This window comes from Tateyamaria sp. syn59 (assembly GCF_007995245.1).
Taxonomy (GTDB): Bacteria; Pseudomonadota; Alphaproteobacteria; order Rhodobacterales; family Rhodobacteraceae; genus Tateyamaria.
Genome location: NZ_VCBA01000007.1, coordinates 170,795 through 184,829, shown reverse-complemented (window position 1 = coordinate 184,829; position 14,035 = coordinate 170,795). Strand labels below are relative to the sequence as shown.

At 64.4% G+C, this 14,035-nt stretch carries 16 protein-coding genes; 8 read left to right on the top strand and 8 right to left on the bottom strand.

The genetic code is table 11. From position 1 onward, the window contains the following. Positions 1-2: 2 nt before the first annotated feature. A complete protein-coding gene (locus FD715_RS15065) occupies positions 3-437 on the bottom strand; it encodes a peptidylprolyl isomerase (protein WP_147111398.1) in 435 nt (144 codons plus the stop codon). A 131-nt stretch (positions 438-568) separates the two neighbouring features. Here FD715_RS15065 and FD715_RS15060 point away from each other — a divergent pair, with 131 nt between their 5' ends. The 8 genes from FD715_RS15060 to FD715_RS15025 all read left to right on the top strand — a co-directional run bounded on the left by FD715_RS15060 (position 569) and on the right by FD715_RS15025 (position 8,951). After that, positions 569-1,255: a haloacid dehalogenase type II gene (locus tag FD715_RS15060; RefSeq protein ID WP_147111395.1), complete on the top strand. Its 687-nt coding sequence runs from the start codon at positions 569-571 to the stop codon at positions 1,253-1,255. Further along, positions 1,252-2,070 (top strand): alpha/beta fold hydrolase, encoded by an 819-nt coding sequence (locus FD715_RS15055; protein WP_147111392.1) that lies wholly within the window; start codon positions 1,252-1,254, stop codon positions 2,068-2,070. The genes FD715_RS15060 and FD715_RS15055 overlap by 4 nt, the downstream gene beginning before the upstream one ends. After that, the gene (locus tag FD715_RS15050; RefSeq protein WP_147111389.1) at positions 2,067-3,038 is read left to right on the top strand and encodes a threonine/serine dehydratase; all 972 of its coding nucleotides are present in this window, start codon (positions 2,067-2,069) and stop codon (positions 3,036-3,038) included. The genes FD715_RS15055 and FD715_RS15050 overlap by 4 nt, the downstream gene beginning before the upstream one ends. After that, a complete protein-coding gene (locus FD715_RS15045; protein WP_147111385.1) occupies positions 3,035-4,228 on the top strand; it encodes an endonuclease/exonuclease/phosphatase family protein in 1,194 nt (397 codons plus the stop codon). The genes FD715_RS15050 and FD715_RS15045 overlap by 4 nt, the downstream gene beginning before the upstream one ends. Positions 4,229-4,302: 74 nt before the next feature. Then, entirely contained in the window at positions 4,303-5,091 is a 789-nt protein-coding gene (gene pcaD, locus FD715_RS15040; protein WP_147111382.1) for a 3-oxoadipate enol-lactonase, read from the top strand. 3 nt (positions 5,092-5,094) lie between these two features. Next, positions 5,095-6,417, top strand: coding sequence for a lyase family protein (locus FD715_RS15035; RefSeq protein ID WP_147111379.1), 1,323 nt, complete (start codon positions 5,095-5,097; stop codon positions 6,415-6,417). Further along, the gene (locus FD715_RS15030; RefSeq protein ID WP_147111376.1) at positions 6,414-7,643 is read left to right on the top strand and encodes a TCR/Tet family MFS transporter; all 1,230 of its coding nucleotides are present in this window, start codon (positions 6,414-6,416) and stop codon (positions 7,641-7,643) included. Before FD715_RS15035 ends, FD715_RS15030 begins: the two co-directional genes overlap by 4 nt. A 75-nt stretch (positions 7,644-7,718) precedes the next feature. Further along, a complete protein-coding gene (locus FD715_RS15025; protein WP_147111373.1) occupies positions 7,719-8,951 on the top strand; it encodes a mandelate racemase/muconate lactonizing enzyme family protein in 1,233 nt (410 codons plus the stop codon). Here the strand turns inward: FD715_RS15025 and FD715_RS15020 are convergent. Genes FD715_RS15020 through FD715_RS22995 form a run of 7 tightly spaced genes read right to left on the bottom strand, consistent with a single transcriptional unit; the run spans position 8,948 to position 14,009 of the window. Next, on the bottom strand, positions 8,948-9,472 hold the full coding sequence (locus FD715_RS15020; RefSeq protein ID WP_370455409.1) for a CIA30 family protein: 525 nt from the start codon (positions 9,470-9,472) through the stop codon (positions 8,948-8,950). The two genes, FD715_RS15025 and FD715_RS15020, sit on opposite strands and share 4 nt — an antisense overlap. Continuing rightward, the gene (locus FD715_RS15015) at positions 9,469-10,161 is read right to left on the bottom strand and encodes an RraA family protein (protein ID WP_147111370.1); all 693 of its coding nucleotides are present in this window, start codon (positions 10,159-10,161) and stop codon (positions 9,469-9,471) included. The genes FD715_RS15020 and FD715_RS15015 overlap by 4 nt, the downstream gene beginning before the upstream one ends. Before the next feature lie 3 nt (positions 10,162-10,164). Beyond that, entirely contained in the window at positions 10,165-11,289 is a 1,125-nt protein-coding gene (locus tag FD715_RS15010) for a cobalamin-independent methionine synthase II family protein (protein WP_147111367.1), read from the bottom strand. Between the two features lie 11 nt (positions 11,290-11,300). Then, positions 11,301-11,912, bottom strand: coding sequence for a class I SAM-dependent methyltransferase (locus FD715_RS15005; protein WP_147111364.1), 612 nt, complete (start codon positions 11,910-11,912; stop codon positions 11,301-11,303). Further along, complete coding sequence (locus tag FD715_RS15000; RefSeq protein WP_147111360.1) at positions 11,900-12,865, bottom strand: cupin domain-containing protein; 966 nt, start codon at positions 12,863-12,865, stop codon at positions 11,900-11,902. Before FD715_RS15000 ends, FD715_RS15005 begins: the two co-directional genes overlap by 13 nt. Then, positions 12,862-13,398, bottom strand: coding sequence for a DUF6653 family protein (locus FD715_RS14995; protein ID WP_147111357.1), 537 nt, complete (start codon positions 13,396-13,398; stop codon positions 12,862-12,864). Before FD715_RS14995 ends, FD715_RS15000 begins: the two co-directional genes overlap by 4 nt. Then, positions 13,395-14,009 (bottom strand): pyridoxamine 5'-phosphate oxidase family protein, encoded by a 615-nt coding sequence (locus FD715_RS22995; RefSeq protein ID WP_304649940.1) that lies wholly within the window; start codon positions 14,007-14,009, stop codon positions 13,395-13,397. The genes FD715_RS14995 and FD715_RS22995 overlap by 4 nt, the downstream gene beginning before the upstream one ends. Positions 14,010-14,035: the final 26 nt, after the last annotated feature.

Sequence of the window (14,035 nt, the reverse complement as noted above, 5' to 3'; positions counted from 1 at the left end):
CGTCAGCCAGCGTTGACCGACACGACCTCGAAATCGAACACCAGATCCTGACCCGCCAGCGGGTGATTGGCATCCAGCATGATCTCTTCTGTGCCAACCTCGACCACCGTGACGGGCATCGGCTGGCCCTGCGGCGTCTGCATCTGCAACTGCAACCCGACCTCAAGCGCGATGTCGTCCGGGATCGCATCCCGTGGCACGCCCTGGCGCAAGGCCGGATTGATCGGGCCATAGGCCTGATCGCAGGGAATGCTCACCTTCTTCTTGTCGCCCTCGGCCATACCCGGCAGGGCCACGTCGAGGCCCGGAATAATCTGCCCGGACCCCACGACAAACTCCAGCGGATCGCGCCCGTCCGAGCTGTCAAAAACGGTGCCATCCAGCAACGTCCCGGTGTAGTGGATGCGCACCGTGTCGCCGTCCTTGATTGCCGCCATGGTCCATCTCCCAAGCCATTGTCCGCCCCTCAGATGCCACACCCTGCCCGGCAGTGTGAGTGGGGTAAACCCCACCTCGCCCCTTTTCGTCCCGCGCGCCCCGTGCCACGGTACGGGCAAAGGAACGCATAATGCCTATCACCACATGTATCTTCGACGCCTACGGCACGCTCTTTGACGTTGCGGCAGCCGCACGCATCGCCGCGTCAGAGCCTGCCTTTCCCCAACTTGAGGACGCGTGGCCCGCGCTGGCCGAACACTGGCGTCTGAAACAGCTGCAATACACCTGGCTGCGCGCCATCACCGACGCGCATACGGATTTCTGGCAAGTCACTCAGGACGGGCTCGACTGGGCGCTCGAACGCACCGGTCTGGATGGAAACGCAGCCCTGCGCGAACGGCTCCTGGCGCTCTATTGGGAGCTGCAGGCCTACCCCGAAGTGCCCGCCATGCTGCACGCGCTGAAAAACGCAGGCCTCAACACCGCGATCCTGTCCAACGGCTCCCCCGACATGCTCAACGGCGCTGTCCAATCGGCCGGCATTACAGACGTCCTCGATGACTGCCTGTCCGTCGAAAGCGTGGGCATCTTCAAACCGGACGCACGGGTCTACGACCTCGTCGGCCAGCGCTTTGGCTGCGCCAAGGACGAAGTGCTGTTCGTCTCCTCCAACGGCTGGGACGCCGCCGGTGCCACCGGCTACGGCTTCACCACCGCGTGGGTCAACCGGGCGGGCGAGCCTGTGGACCGCCTGCCCTGGAGACCCGCCCACGTCCTGACCGACCTCACGCCCATCCCGGAGCTTGCCACCGCATGAGCACCTTCCAGACGTCCGACGGTCTCACCCTCTATTATGAGGACGCGGGCCAGGGCCTGCCCCTCCTGTGCCTGCCCGGTCTCACCCGCACAACGCAGGACTTCCAGTACGTCACACCACATCTGCCCCCCTGCCGACTGATCAAGATGGACTACCGTGGCCGCGGACGTTCGCAATGGGGCGACACTTGGCAGAACTACACACTGCCCATCGAAATCCGCGACGTGATGGAGCTGATGGACCACCTCTCGCTGGCCTCAGTCGCCATCCTCGGCACCTCGCGCGGTGGGCTGAACGCGATGGGGCTCGCCGCCATCGCCCCTGATCACATCATCGGCGCAGCACTGAACGATGTCGGCCCAGAACTGGATCCTGCGGGTCTGACCGGGATCATGGCCTATCTCGGCAAACGCCCTGGCGCCAAAACCCATGCCGAGGCTGCAGCCGCCCTACCCCATGTGCTGCCCGGTTTCACAGACGTCCCCGCAGAACGCTGGATGCGAGAGGCGCAAACCCATTTCACCCAGACCGACAACGGCCTCGACATCACCTATGACCCACGCCTGCGCGATGCCGTCGAGGCCGTTGGCGACGTCCCCGACCTCTGGCCCTTCTTTGACGCGCTGGCAGGCAAGCCACTGGCCCTGATCCGCGGCGCAGGCTCCGACCTGCTCACCGCGGAGATCGCGCAAAAGATGCAGGACCGCCGCCCCGATATGATCTACGCCGAGGTGCCGGACAGGGGTCACGTCCCCTTCCTTGACGAACCAGAAGCCCTAAGCGCCCTCCGCGCCTGGATGGAAAAAATGCAATGAACATCGACATGATTCGCGCCGCCGCGACCCGGCTCAACGGCCACGCGCGCACCACGCCGCTCTTGAACTCGCCCTTCCTCGACGACATCGGGGGCCGCCGCGTCTGGATCAAGCCGGAATGCCTGCAACACACCGGCAGCTTCAAATTCCGCGGCGCGCTGTCGGCCCTGTCGGCGCTCGACGAGGCCACACGCAGCGCAGGCGTCATCGCCTTTTCCAGCGGCAACCACGCACAAGGCGTGGCCCTCGCCGCCCAGATGCACAACGTGCCCGCCGTCATCGTGATGCCCAGCGACGCACCCAGCCTGAAGATTGAGAACACCAAGGCACTCGGGGCCGAAGTCGTCCTCTACGACCGCGGCTCCGCAGATCGCGACATCATCGGCGCGAGGCTCGCCGAAGAGCGTGGGCTAACCCTCGTCAAACCCTTCGACGACCCGCAGGTGATCGCGGGCCAAGGCACCACCGGCCTCGAAATTGCCGAACAGGCAGCCGCCGTGGGCGTCGTCGCCGCAGACGTGATTGTCTGCTGTGGCGGCGGTGGGTTCACAAGCGGCATCGCCCTCGCGCTCGAGGCCGAAGCACCGGGCCTCCGCGTCCGCCCGGCCGAGCCCGAAGGGTTCGACGATGTCGCCCGCTCGCTGCGCTCTGGCGGGATCGAACGCAACACTGCGGTGTCCGGCAACATCTGCGACGCCATCATCACACCCCAGCCCGGCGATCTGACCTTTCCAATCCTGCATCGGCTCTGCGGCCCCGGCCTAACCGTCACCGAGGATGAGGCGCTCCACGCAATGGCCCACGCCTTCCTGCGCCTGAAACTCGTAGCCGAACCGGGCGGCGCCGTCGCCCTTGCTGCCGCATTGTGTCGGCAGGATCAGATTGAAGGGGACGACGTGATCGTCACCATCTCCGGCGGCAACGTCGACGCCGACATCTTCCAACGCGCATTGGACACCCTCGAATGACCGACTTCACCATCGCCAGTTTCAACGTCAAAAACCTGATCGGGCCGGATCAGGAATACTACCGCTTCCAGTCCTACACGCCCGAAGAATACGCCTGGAAAGTCGACTGGCTGTCGGAACAAGTGCAAACGATGGATGCCGACATCGTAGGCTTTCAGGAAATCTTCGAAGAAAGCGCCCTGCGCGCCGTAATCGACGCCGCCGATGCCGAGGGGATGGCAGACAACGACAACCACATCCCCGGCCCCGACAAACGCTACAGGCGCAAGGCCATTTTCCGCAAGCTGGCCTACCGCCCCTACACAGACGCGGCCCTCGCCGTGGCGCCCAACGTCAACGACACAGGCGCGCCGGGCGAACGCCGACCGGGCGTCGCCATCCTGTCGCGCTTCGGCTTCGTGGGCGACCCCGAGATCATCCAGGACCTGCCCGAACCCGTCGACATCGACTTTGGCCCCATGGGACCCGACGGCGGCGGCAGCTTTCGCCTGACACGGCTCAGCCGCCCGATCCTCAAGGTGCGCGTGCCCATCGGCGGCCAGGTGATCACCGTGTTCAACTGTCACCTCAAATCCAAACTGGGGGAATTCGTGCGCCCTGAAGGCGCCGATGTCCCGCCCGAGGTTGACCTGACCCAATACGACCCCGTCGCACGCGCCCTGGGCGGCCTCCGCTCCGCGTTGCGCCGCATGGCCGAGGCTTGGGTGCTGCGCCGCGCCATCGTCGAGGAATTGAAAGCGGGCCACCCAGTCATGGCCATGGGCGACTTCAACGATGGCGAACACGCCGTCAGCTCTGAAATCATCAGCGGCGAGCGCCCATTCAAAAACTACGCCTGGATGCTGCGCCATGACGCCGAAACCCCGCGCGACCGCTATTCCGACGAGGAAGACGCGCAAATCCGCGAAGACATCGAAGCCGTCCGCCTACACTCGGCCGAGCGGCAGTTCATCCGCAAATCCACCCGCGACATGGTCTATACGGCAGCCTTCGGCGGCACCTATGAAAGCATCGACCAGATCTTCATGTCCCGCCACTTCCTGCCGGACACCGCGCACAGCATCGGGGAGATGGAGTATTTCAGCGTCCTCAACGACCACCTGACCGATGGCAGCCACGCAGAGGCGCCGTACAACAAACTCGCCTCCGACCACGGCCAGATCATCGCCCATATGCGCCTGACACGATAGGCCGCGTCGTCGCAACGCACCTTCCCTTTGCCGACCCAATCCGCCAAACAGGACGCAAAACGAAGGGGACCACCATGCACATGGCCGATCTGGGCGACGTTCGCCTGCACTACCGCATTGACGGGCCGGACGACGGCGCACCGGTGGTCTTCGTCAATTCGCTGGGCACTGACATGCGGCTCTGGGACCCGATCCTGCCACTCTTGCCCGATGGCCTGCGCATCCTGCGCTTTGACAAACGCGGCCACGGCCTGTCGACCTGCCCGCCCGCCCCCTATTCCATGGGCGCACTCGTCAGCGATTGCGAGGCGCTGATGGACATGCTCGGCTTCAAAGAGGTGATGTTCGTCGGCCTCTCCATCGGCGGCATGATCGCCCAAGGGCTCGCCGTCAAACGGCTGGACCTGATGCGCGCCATGGTGCTGTCGAACACGGGCGCCAAGATCGGCACGAAAGAGATGTGGGCCGACCGCATCCAGGACGTGAACACTGGCGGCATCGAAAAACTGGCGGACGCCGTGATGGACCGCTGGTTCTCCCGCGACTTCCACCAGGGGGTCGAGCTTGAACTGTGGCGTAACATGCTCACTCGGCAGGAGGACGCGGGCTATGCCGGATGCTCCGCCGCCATCTCCGGCACCGATTTCTTCTCCACCACCGCCACGCTGCGCTTGCCCACGCTGGGCATTGCAGGGGCCGAAGACGGGTCCACTCCGCCCGACCTCGTGCGTGAAACGGTGAGCCTGATCCCCGGCAGCCAGTTCCACCTGATCCGCAAGGCGGGCCACCTGCCCTGCGTCGAACAACCCGAAGAATACGCCCGCGTCCTGACCGATTTCATGCGCGCGACAGGACATATCTGAACCATGGCCGCTTCGGTGTTTTCATCGGCGCTCTATGCCAAGTTGTTCCCGACAGGCGAGGTGGGCCGGCTCTGGACCGACAGCGCCGAAGTGCGCGCCATGCTGCTGGTCGAAGGGGCGCTTGCCAAGGTGCAAGGCGCCCAAGGCGTGATCCCCGAGATCAGCGCCGCCTTCATCCACCGCTCCTCGCTCGAGGTGCAGATTGACCCCGCGGGCCTCGCCGACGCTACAGGCCAAAACGGCGTCAGCGTCCCCGCGCTGGTCTCCGAATTCCGCAAGGCGATGGAGGCCCCGGAGCACGCGCAATACGCCCATTGGGGCGCAACCAGCCAGGACATCATCGACACCGCGCTGATGCTGCGCCTACGCCAGACGCTGGCAGCACTCGAACCGGTCCTGCGCGACATTCTGAAGAATCTCGGCACACAAGCCGACGCGCACGCTGACACCCCCATGGTGGCCCGCACCTACGGCCAGCACGCCACCCCCACAAGCTGGGGCGCCGTGCTTGCACAATGGGGCAACCCGCTGGCCGACGCGCTGGACGACCTCGTACTGCTCAAGGATCAAACACTCTGGGTCTCCCTAAGCGGGGCTGCGGGAACAGCCTCCGCCCTCGGCCCACACGCGGACGAGACACGCGCCCAATTGGCCGAGGCGCTGAAGCTGCGCGACCCCCAGCGCAGCTGGCACACTGACCGCACGCCAATCCTGCACATCGCGGACTGGATGGCATGGATCGTCACCACATTGGCCGCGCTCGGGCAAAGCACCGTCGCACTCGCATCCAGCGACGTGGCGGAGATTACGCTGGCGGGCGCCGGATCATCCTCAACCATGCCGCAAAAGCAGAACCCGGTCGGCCCCTCGGCCCTCGTTGCGCTCGGGCACCAGATGGCGGGTCTGCGCACCAGCCTCACCAGCGCCGCCAGCCACCAGCATCAACGCGACGGCGCGGCATGGTTCACCGAATGGATGGTCCTGCCACAAATCGCTCTGACCTGTGCCGCCGCCCTGCACATCGCGCAAACCCTCATCGCAAACTGGCAGCCGAACACCGCCGCCATGGCAAACAAGTTCCACGGGCTGGGCGGCGTCCACGCCGAAGCGCTCAGCTTCGCCCTCGCCGCGCACATGCCCCGACCGGACGCTCAAGCGGCAACCAAATCCCTCATCGCAGACGCACTCGCCTCTGGCAAAACGCTGGAAACCGTCGCCCGCGCCGCCCACCCGGACCTGCCCGCCGACCTGTTCGACCCCGCCGCCCAACTGGGCACCGCCCCCGCACAGGCGCGCGCCTTTGCCAAACGGGTGGCCGCCCTGTGAAGCTGCCCGTCGTCTTCATCCTGCTCACGGTCATGATCGACGCGATGGGCATCGGCCTCATCGTGCCCGTCATGCCCGACCTGATCCAAGAGGTGAACGGCGCGGGCCTCGGCACCGCAGCCCTCTGGGGCGGCGTGCTCGCGACCACCTTCGCGGCGATGCAGTTCCTCTTCGGCCCGCTCCTCGGCGCCCTGTCTGACCGCTACGGACGGCGCCCCGTCCTCCTCCTGTCGCTCGTCGTCCTCGCCGTCGACTACCTGGTCATGGCCATTGCAGGCACCATCTGGCTCCTGCTGCTGGGCCGCGTCGTCGGTGGCATCACCGCAGCCACCCAATCGACGGCCAACGCCTATATGGCCGACATCTCGAAACCCGAAGACAAGGCCGCCAATTTCGGCCTGATCGGCGCGGCCTTCGGCCTCGGCTTCGTGTTGGGCCCCGCCCTGGGGGGCTTTCTGGCCGAATACGGCACGCGCGCGCCCTTCTACGCCGCTGCCGCCCTCGCAGCCGCCAACGCCGTTTTCGGCTACATCGTGCTCAAGGAAACGGTCGACGACCGCATCCGCCGCCCCTTCGCCTGGAAACGGGCCAACCCGTTCGGCCTCTTCCGGCACCTGGGCAAACTGCCCGGCCTCGGCCCGCTGCTCCTGGTGTTCTTCATCTACCAGGTCGCCTTCGCCGTCTACCCGGCCATCTGGGCCTACTACACAACCGAGCGGTTCGACTGGTCACCGGGCATGGTCGGCCTGTCGCTCAGCCTCTTCGGCATCTCGATGGCCGTCGTACAGGGCGGGTTGATCCGGCCCATGCTGCGCCTGATGGGCGAACGGGGGGCCGTGATCTACGGACACGTGGCCGACGTCATGGTCTTCCTGCTCATCGGCTTTGTCAGCTCCGGCACATGGCTTCTGATCCTGACCCCGCTCGCAGCCCTGCCCGCCGTCATCACCCCCGCGCTGCAGGGGATCATGTCCAAGGCCGTGGGCGACGACGAACAGGGCGAATTGCAAGGCGCGCTCGTCTCGATCTCTGCCCTCGCCATGATCATCTCGCCCCTGCTGATGACTTTCGTGTTCTACCGCTTCACCGAACCCTCAAACGGCATCTACATGCCCGGCGCTCCCTTCCTGCTGGCCGCCGTCCTGATCGCCATCGCGCTGATGGTGTTCATGCGCAGCGCACAGCCGCGCCCGTCGCGGGGCGTCAGCGGATCGCCCGCGCCCTAAGCACGTCGTTTTCCGACTTGCCTGTCGCCAACCACTGCGCCACCGTCGCCGAAACAGGGATGGAGCGGCAGCCGCATGAAACTCAAGGACCTCGATATAATCGTCACCGCACCACCCGCGCCGGGCTGGGGTGGGCGCTACTGGATCCTCGTCAAAGTAACGACTGATAACGGGATCACCGGTTGGGGCGAATGCTACGCATCCTCCGTCGGGCCAAACGCCATGCGGGCCGTGATCGAGGACGTCTTTGACCGCCACATGGCAGGCGAAAACCCCGAAAACATCGAATTGATGTTCCGCCGCGCCTATTCCTCGGGCTTCACCCAGCGACCAGATTTGACCGTCATGGGCGCCTTTTCGGGGCTGGAAATCGCCTGCTGGGACATCCTCGGCAAGGCGCGCAACCGCCCCGTCTGGGCGCTATTGGGCGGCAAGATGAACGACCGCATCCGCGCCTATACCTACCTCTACCCTCTGCCCCATCACGGGCTCGACGCATTCTGGACGTCACCCGTTCTGGCGGCAGAGGCTGCGCTTGATTGCGTCGACCGCGGCTACACCGCCGTCAAATTCGACCCCGCTGGCCCCTACACCATGCGCGGCGGGCACATGCCCGGCATGCGCGACATCTCCTTGTCGGTGGACTTCTGCAAGGCCATCCGCGAGGCCGTCGCCGACCGCGCCGATCTGCTCTTTGGCACCCACGGCCAGTTCACCACCGCAGGCGCCATCCGTCTCGGACAGGCGCTCGAACCCTACGCCCCGCTCTGGTTCGAGGAACCCATCCCACCAGATGCGGTCGAGGAAATGGCCAAGGTCGCCCGCGCCGTTCGCATCCCCATCGCCACCGGCGAGCGCCTGACGACGAAGGCCGAGTTCGCCCCCATCCTGCGCAGTGGAGCAGCCACGATCCTGCAACCGGCCCTTGGTCGTGCAGGAGGCATCTGGGAGATGAAGAAGGTCGCCGCCATGGCCGAGGTCTACAATGCCCAGATGGCCCCGCACCTCTATGCAGGCCCCGTGGAATGGGCCGCCAACATCCACCTCGCCGCCTCAATCCCCAACCTGTTGATGTGCGAAACCATCGAGACACCGTTCCACGATCAACTGATCAAGGGCAGCATCCGGGTCGAGCGCGGCTTTATCTCGCCGCCAGAAGGCCCCGGCCTAGGCATCGACGTTGACGAAGACCTGGCCCGCGCCCACCCCTATACTGGCGACAGTCTTCATCTGCAGATGCAGGAGGCACCGTGCGACTACGAACGCGGCAACAACTTCGAAGGGGGCGCACCGGCCCCGCGCGACTAGCGATAGAACCGCACGCCGGACACCGCAACATCCGCCTGCATCTCGCGCCCGATGGCAAGGATACCAACGCGGCGCAATCGGGCGGGGTCAAAGGATGCTTCGGTCCGGTGCGCTTCAAACTCAGTGAAGGGGATGCGGATCGTTGTCCATTCATCGGGTGCCAAAAACTCGGACCGAAAGGACTGCCAAGGCCGGGTCAGCGCATCGGTGCGCAGGCGCAGATCATAGCTTTCGCCATTCCCAAGCACATCCAGCGCCACGCCGGTAAACCCACTGGCGTCAAACACTGCACCATCCGCCAAATCAAAAGCGATCTGCACAAACCCACCGTTGTTCTCCAGCGACACCGTGCCGGTCAGCCGAACCGCCTCCCGCCCCTCAACGACCTCAACATTGGCCTGCCCCGAAGACACGCCACCCATCACCGTGTCAGCGACATATTCCCACTCGGGGCTCAGTTCCAAATCATCCGCCATGACCGGCGAACATAGCAGGGCAAAGGCGATTGCCCAGCGGATCACGTCCGCGCCGCTTCGAACGCGGCCCAGACCGCTTCAAACTCCTCAAAGCCGATCCGCTTGCCCTTGACCGCATCAAACACGATCTTCTCGGACCGCATCAGCGTCGCGATGGCGTCCGCTAGCCCGGCCACCACATCCTCCGGGATCACCACCGCCCCATGCCGGTCCGCATGCACCAGATCACCGGGCCGGATGTCGAGTCCATGAATGCGCACCGGCTGGTCATAATCCACCAGATGCACAAACCCATGGCTCGGCCCGATCGAGCCTGCGACCACCGGATATCCCTCCGCCAGATCACCGAGGTCACGCATCACCCCATCCGTCAACGTGCCCGTCAGCCCAAACGCCTTGTGAATATTGGTGTTCACCTCACCCCAATAGGCGCCAATCGCATTTGGCACATCCAGATCCTGCACCACGCAGACCGCCGGGCGCGGCCCTTCTGACATGTACTTGTAGTACCCCATCCGCCGCGCCTTGATCACCTCGGGCGGCTCCGTGGGCGGGGTCAGCGCCCGGATCCGGGCGGTGCGGGCATAGCCGACCATCACCCCATCCGGGTCCGACGCCAGCATCGTGCCACGGGTAAACGCATTGAACCCGCGCTTGCCCTGCGCGACCTCAATGGCGTTGCAGACCGTGGGCGTATCCACCGACCTCAGCAGATCATGCAGCGCGTCCTCCATGGCTCAGCCCTTCACCATCGCGGCACCCTCGGACAGAGCATTCAGCTTGGCATAGGCGATCTCAGGATCAACCGAGCCGAAACCCGCAAAAGTGCCAAACCCGCAGTCACTCCCCGCGATCACACGATCCGCGCTCACAATCTCCGCAAACCGCTCGATCCGCTGCCGCACCACCTCCGGATGCTCAACAAAGTTCGTGGTGGTATCGACCACACCGGGCACCAGCACCTTGTCGTCCGGGATCTCCGCCTTGCGGTCCCGAAACACGGTCCACTCATGCGCATGACGCGGGTTCGACGTCTCGAACAACACGTAGCGCGCCTTGGTCGCCATCAGCGTGGGAAAGACCGTATCCATGGGCACATCACACACATGCGGTCCCTCGTAATTCCCCCAGCAGATATGCACCCGCACCTTTTCCGCAGGCACATCCGCCAGCGCATGGTTCAGTGCCTCCACATGCGCATCTGCAATCTTCACAAACTCCGCATCGCTCAGATCGTTAAACAACATGTGCCGCGACAGAGCCAGATCCGGGCAATCCAGCTGCAAATCCAACCCCGCGCCCACAATCGTCTCGTACTCCGCCTTCATCGCATCGGCGAGGGCGGCGAGGTACGCATCGCGCGTCGGATAAAAATCGTTCTGCAAAAACAGCGAAATCACGCCCGGAGAAGCCGCATTCATAAAGCCACGCTCAACCCCATGCTTGGCCATCGCCGCCTTGAGGTTCGCAATATCTTTCTCCAACTCGCCCTGCCCCTTGGACGTCACCTCACCCGTGCACATCGGTCGCGCATATTGCGGGGTCCCGCCACCCTCGGCCAAGCGCTTCAGAAAGCTGGGAAACTGCTTCAGATCCGCAGGTGCATTGCGCGGGCTGTCACCGGAAAACCCGGTATAGCGGTCCTTCACATAGGTCGCATAGCTGATTTTCGACGTCTCACCATCGCTGACGATGTCGACGCCCGCCGCCACCTGCTTGGCCACTGTGTCATCCACCGCCTCCGCCATCGCCGCATCGAAACCCGCCTGCTCAAACGGCTCCTCCCGCTCGCGGGCAAAGATGAAATCGACGACCTTCTGCGTCCGGGGCAAAGACCCGACATGGGTGGTTGTGACAGGCATACTGGTCTCCTTCAGTCTTTGCGCGCCATCAGCACGGTATGCTGGTTGGCATCGGGGTCTTCGGCCAGAAACCCGGTCAGGCGCAAGCCATTCTCTTCAAGGCATGTGGCATAGCCCGCGGGCGAGAGCGAGGCGTGGTAGACCGCTTCGTCGCCTACGGTGCCCTCTGCCTCGCCTGCGCTTGGCCCAACGGTCAGCATCAGGCTGCCACCGGGTTCCAGATGCGCGGCCATACGCGCGATACAGTCCCGCTGCGCCTCTGCCGTAAGGTGAAAAAAGCTGTTCCAGGCGATGATACCGTCAAAGGTCTCGCCCAGATCCAACGTCCGCATGTCCGCCTGCCGCCAGTCCCCATCGGGCCACCGCTCCCGCGCAATCGCCAGCATGGGCTCCGAAAAGTCGACACCCGTGACCTCAAACCCCTCAGCCATGAACCACCGCGCAATCGGATCGCCCGTACCGCAGCCCAGATCCAGCACCCGCGCCCCATCGGGCAAAGCGGCAGCAAACCGCGCCAGCCACCGCGCTTCGAACAGCGCGCGAGACCGCCGGGCGTCATAAACAGCCGCCTGACGGTCATAGACGCCCTGGATGTCCTCCGGATCAGCCGTCACCCTGTCCACGTCGGCCCCGCCGGATCATCCGTGCCCACCACGTGATAGAGTGCTGCCTCCCCCGTCATCGACGGCACGGCGCTGTGGGCCAAGTTCTCCGGCACACTCATCGTATCGCCGGGCGCCAGCGTCGTGCTATCCCCCTCCCACGTGACCTTCCAATGCCCCTTCACCGGCATCAGAACCGAGGGCTTGTCATGCGCGTGCATGTCATCGGACGCACTGGAGCGGGTGACCAGATCCACTTCAAACCCCGGCTTGTCCCGAATAATCCCCGTCTCGCCGATCACCTTGCAGGGCGCGTCCTTGGCCAGACACACCATGTCCCAATACCGGCGCACGCCCATGCCAACGACCTGCATCGGCGACATCTCGGGGAACTCCGTCAACTCCTCCGCACTCAGCAACGGCATCGGCCCAACCCCATCAGGCAGGCTCTCACCCTTCTTGCTGTCATAAAGGCTGCCATTCTCGCCCAGAACCAGGCCATGCGCGCCCGCTTCCTCGATCACCTGCGGCGCCCAGATCACGCCGCCGCCTGCATCGTCACCGCCAAGGATCGCCATGATCATACCGTAGTCGGTGCCGATATTCTCGAACCCGCGAAAGATGCCGGTCGGAATGTTGATAATGTCGCCTTCTTCCAGCACGACCTCCCCGGCCTTTCCCCAGCGCCCCCAGAAAAACCGCCAGCGGCCCGACAGGACAAAGAACACCTCGGCCGTGCGGTGGCTGTGCAGCGAGTTCCGGCATTTTGGCGGCTGCCCGGCGGCCCCGATGTTAAACCCATGCGGGATCGAGATGTGAACATGCTGATCAGGCGACTCCGACACCCCACCGCCGATGATGGTAAAGTTCTCCTTCTGGTCCGAGCCGGGCGTGTGCGCGTCGATGAACGCAGTTTTGCAAGGCATCAGATCGCCGTAGCGCACAATGCGCGGCTCCATCTCGGCGGGGGTCATGTGGGGGTCCTTTCATGTGGGAGGGTTGGATCGGGCAATGGATCGCCCGGTTTGGAATTGGTGATGTTGGCGTGGATCCAGACCATGCGGTCCACGAACCAGACTTTTGGCAAGATGGTGGCGACCAGGCCCAGAACGGTCGCCCATGGGTTCAGCACGATCAGGCCGTAGATCAGAGGCAGCACACCGATGGCCGACAGCGCCGTCAGCACATGCGCCACCCGGATATGATGCGCCGCAACGTCATACCGGTTTCGCGCCAGAAAGATGCGCTCGCCCAAGGTGCCGCGCGACGCCCAACTGCCAAAATCGGCGGGCGGAGGAAAGACGCGCGGGTTCGCCCATGTCCACGCCCCGGCCAGCAGGAAGAGCGGCAACGCCCACCACCCGATCCACTGCCGGGCATAAATCGCCAGCACCATCAGCGGCAGGCAAGAAAACCGCGTCCAAACGCTCCACGGGCTCGCATGACGCCGCCAATCGGCGTCCTGCATCCCCATCAGACGTTCGGCAGCGCGGTAGATGTCGGTCATCCCTGCCCCTTCAGCGCAGCATTCTCCGCTTCCAACTCGGCAATCCGCGCATTCAGCTTGTCCATCTCCGGCGCCACCAGCTGCGCAATCTCGCCTGCATCAAAACGCGGCGTGATGAACTGCGGACAGTTCCAGTCAAAGGCCTCAATCCGGATCGTCACCACCCGCTCGACCCGACCCTGCCCCTCCACCGCCAGTTGCTCGGCCAGCGCCGGCTCATCGTCAGCCTTCGCAAACGTCGCCCGCCCCTGCAGCTTCATCCGGGCCTTGCGCGGGTAATCCATCAGAAACAACGACACCCGGTCGTCACCGGCCAGGTTGCCCTCGGAAATGTGCTGCTTGTTCCCGCGATAGTCCGCAAAGCCGAGCGTGTGATCATCCAGCACCTTCAGAAAACCCGCAGGCCCGCCCCGATGCTGGATATAGGGCCACCCGGTCTCGGACACTGTGCCCATGTAGAACGACGTACGCGATGTGATGAACGCCACCTCATCCGCGTTCAGCGCATGGGTCCGCGCCCCATAGCTGCGCGCATACATATCGGCAGACCCATCCGCCTCCTGCAGTGCCTTCACGGCCTCGGTAAACATCACCTCGTCATAGCGGCGCACAGCCCTGACCTTTCATTGTTCCTCAA

Bases quoted from the DNA above. Each gene is read 5' to 3' on its own strand.
- FD715_RS15065 (WP_147111398.1), bottom strand. From the start codon at position 437: ATGGCGGCAATCAAGGACGGCGACACGGTGCGCATCCACTACACCGGG.
- FD715_RS15060 (WP_147111395.1), top strand. From the start codon at position 569: ATGCCTATCACCACATGTATCTTCGACGCCTACGGCACGCTCTTTGAC.
- FD715_RS15055 (WP_147111392.1), top strand. From the start codon at position 1,252: ATGAGCACCTTCCAGACGTCCGACGGTCTCACCCTCTATTATGAGGAC.
- FD715_RS15050 (WP_147111389.1), top strand. From the start codon at position 2,067: ATGAACATCGACATGATTCGCGCCGCCGCGACCCGGCTCAACGGCCAC.
- FD715_RS15045 (WP_147111385.1), top strand. From the start codon at position 3,035: ATGACCGACTTCACCATCGCCAGTTTCAACGTCAAAAACCTGATCGGG.
- pcaD (WP_147111382.1), top strand. From the start codon at position 4,303: ATGCACATGGCCGATCTGGGCGACGTTCGCCTGCACTACCGCATTGAC.
- FD715_RS15035 (WP_147111379.1), top strand. From the start codon at position 5,095: ATGGCCGCTTCGGTGTTTTCATCGGCGCTCTATGCCAAGTTGTTCCCG.
- FD715_RS15025 (WP_147111373.1), top strand. From the start codon at position 7,719: ATGAAACTCAAGGACCTCGATATAATCGTCACCGCACCACCCGCGCCG.
- FD715_RS15015 (WP_147111370.1), bottom strand. From the start codon at position 10,161: ATGGAGGACGCGCTGCATGATCTGCTGAGGTCGGTGGATACGCCCACG.
- FD715_RS15010 (WP_147111367.1), bottom strand. From the start codon at position 11,289: ATGCCTGTCACAACCACCCATGTCGGGTCTTTGCCCCGGACGCAGAAG.
- FD715_RS15000 (WP_147111360.1), bottom strand. From the start codon at position 12,865: ATGACCCCCGCCGAGATGGAGCCGCGCATTGTGCGCTACGGCGATCTG.
- FD715_RS14995 (WP_147111357.1), bottom strand. From the start codon at position 13,398: ATGACCGACATCTACCGCGCTGCCGAACGTCTGATGGGGATGCAGGAC.